Origin of the sequence: Candidatus Protofrankia californiensis, assembly GCF_900634765.1 — a bacterium.
Taxonomy (GTDB): domain Bacteria; phylum Actinomycetota; class Actinomycetes; order Frankiales; family Frankiaceae; genus Protofrankia; species Protofrankia californiensis.
The window spans coordinates 1-2,098 of the sequence record NZ_CAAAFT010000296.1; the positions used below are offsets into that span (position 1 = coordinate 1).

The following is a 2,098-nucleotide window of genomic DNA, read 5'->3' on the forward strand; positions in this document are numbered from 1 at the left end:
CATACGGATTGGTACTGCGTGATACGGATTGGTACTGCGTGGTACTGCGTGGTACTGACTGATCCTGGACATGACGTGGATACGATCATCCTGGTGGATGGTAGTGGGCGGAGATATGTGACCTTGTCGTTAAAACGGAGCTGACAGATAGCTCGTGTGTTGATAGTTGGCTACAGCCGATCTCCGAGTCTCAGCCGGCGGTGGGCCTCACGCGCACGCTCGTCGGCAACCGAGGCGCCGTAACGGCGCAGCATGGCCGGGGACTGCCACCCCATGTTCCGCATGAGATCGGTCTCCGCTCCCCCGGCTGCGAGCCAGGTGTGAGCGGCGGTGTGGCGGAACTGGTGCGGGTGCAGACCGGGGATACCAGCGGCGCTCCCCCTGCGCCTGAGCATCTGATTGATCCCGTTCGCGGACAGCGGTCCGCGGCCCTTCTCGGCAAGCCATAGGTGCGGGAGCTTCGCCTGACGGTCGCGGGACCGCAGACGCACGTACCGTTCGAGCGCGATTCCGGTCTTGGAGCCGAACGGCACGGCGCGGGCCCGGCGGCCCTTCCCCACGACGTGGATCACGTCCTGCTTGAAATCGACGTCGTCGACGGTGAGGCCCGCGACTTCAGCGCGGCGCCCCCGGTGTCCATCAGCAGCCTGATGATCGCCTCATCGCGGCGTGAGACCAGGTCACGTCCAGCGCATCCGGCAAGCAGCGCTTTGATCTGCTCGTCTGTGACGACGGGTACGGGCTGTTCCGGGACGACGGGTGGTTTCATCCGGTCGAGCGGTGAGCGGTGAGCGGTCGAGATCCTCCTCATCGGCGAGCCAGGTCCCGAACTGCTGCAATGCCCGGAAGACGATCGATACGGTTGCCGGCTTGTGGGTGGTCGCGTAGTCGGCGAGGAACGCCTCGACGTGGGACCGTTCCAGCTCTGCCGGGTCGGTCGGACCATCGTGGGCGGCCAAGTGCTCGACGAGCTGTCGGCCGGCGCCGAGGTAGAGCGCGATGGATCGCGGGGACATGGTCCGGGACTCCAGTGAGCGGCCCCACTGGCGTAGCAGTGACCCCCACTGGCCATGGTCAACTGTCGTCATGATCGAGCAGTTTAGTGCTGTCTGTCCAACGTGCTTCACTCGGCTACTTCGGCGTAGAGCACGTTTCCGCAGGTCAGGCCGGATGTGGTGGGCGCGGCAGGGATCGAACCTGCGACCACTCGCTTGTAAGGCGAGCGCTCTCCCGCTGAGCTACGCGCCCGGGATGCTCGTAAGCGTACGCAACATCGCGCCGTTGTGGGGGCCCGGGGTTGCATAGACCGGCGTTGGGAACAGGTACGGCTCGGTGCTGCTGGGAACAGACGCGATGCCGTCCGCGCCAGGTGCGTCACCGGTTCTTACGTGAGCTGCTCGGCCTGTCCGCCGGTCGGATGGGCCGAGCAGTTCACGTCACCGATCACCTCAGGCTGTGACCCAGCACCCGCGCGAGGGCAGCTTCGACCTCGGCACTCAGTTCGGGGGATGCGGACACCGGCTGCGCGGGCGCATTCCCCGGCGACAGTGCCGGGCCGAGAGCCGGAAGATCGAGACCGGGCGGGGCCGGTGAGATCTCCCGGCCGCAGTCCCTGCACGAGATCGAGCCGAGGGCCTTGGCCAGGTGTGTCGATCCGCAGCCGCCGCAGCGGTCGAGAACCTCCGACCAGCCGACTGTCTGCTGGCACTGCGGACAGAACAGAACCTGCTCACCCGACACGACCGCCCGCCGCCACGGGCTGGCTCCCCGTGCGGGGTCGGTCTGGCGGGTGTGACAACGAAAGCACGGCATCTTACAACCTGATGGGACGTGAAACGGCTGGCGCAGCCTACAGCGCGGCGAGCGCCTTGAGATACTCGGCGTGATCCCGAGCCTCACCGGGGCTGTTGACGACCTTCCAGTGGACGACGCCCTCCTTGTTGATGATGAAGGTCGCCCGCACCGCAAAGCCCTTGGTCTCTTCGAAGACGCCGTAGCTGCGTGCCACCTCGCCGTGCGGCCAGAAGTCGGCCAGCAACGGGAAGTCGTACCCCTCGCGGTCAGCCCACACCTTGTGGGCGTAGGGCGAGTCGACCGA

Annotated in this window: 3 protein-coding genes, 1 tRNA gene and 1 pseudogene; all 5 read right to left on the minus strand. The window is 66.2% G+C overall.

The annotated features are described in order from the left end of the window. Positions 1 to 170 precede the first annotated feature (170 nt). A pseudogene (locus tag DD1DGNOD_RS28155) lies at positions 171 to 614 on the minus strand (tyrosine-type recombinase/integrase); the annotation flags it as partial. 66 nt (positions 615 to 680) lie between these two features. Continuing rightward, complete coding sequence (locus DD1DGNOD_RS28160; protein WP_206443215.1) at positions 681 to 1,088, minus strand: phage integrase N-terminal SAM-like domain-containing protein; 408 nt, start codon at positions 1,086 to 1,088, stop codon at positions 681 to 683. An 85-nt stretch (positions 1,089 to 1,173) separates the two neighbouring features. Further along, a tRNA-Val gene (locus DD1DGNOD_RS15795) sits at positions 1,174 to 1,248 on the minus strand. 195 nt (positions 1,249 to 1,443) lie between these two features. Continuing rightward, positions 1,444 to 1,812: a hypothetical protein gene (locus DD1DGNOD_RS15800; RefSeq protein WP_131767173.1), complete on the minus strand. Its 369-nt coding sequence runs from the start codon at positions 1,810 to 1,812 to the stop codon at positions 1,444 to 1,446. A gap of 37 nt (positions 1,813 to 1,849) precedes the next feature. Beyond that, the coding region (locus tag DD1DGNOD_RS15805; RefSeq protein WP_131770469.1) for a redoxin domain-containing protein at positions 1,850 to 2,098 on the minus strand (249 nt) is incomplete at its 5' end.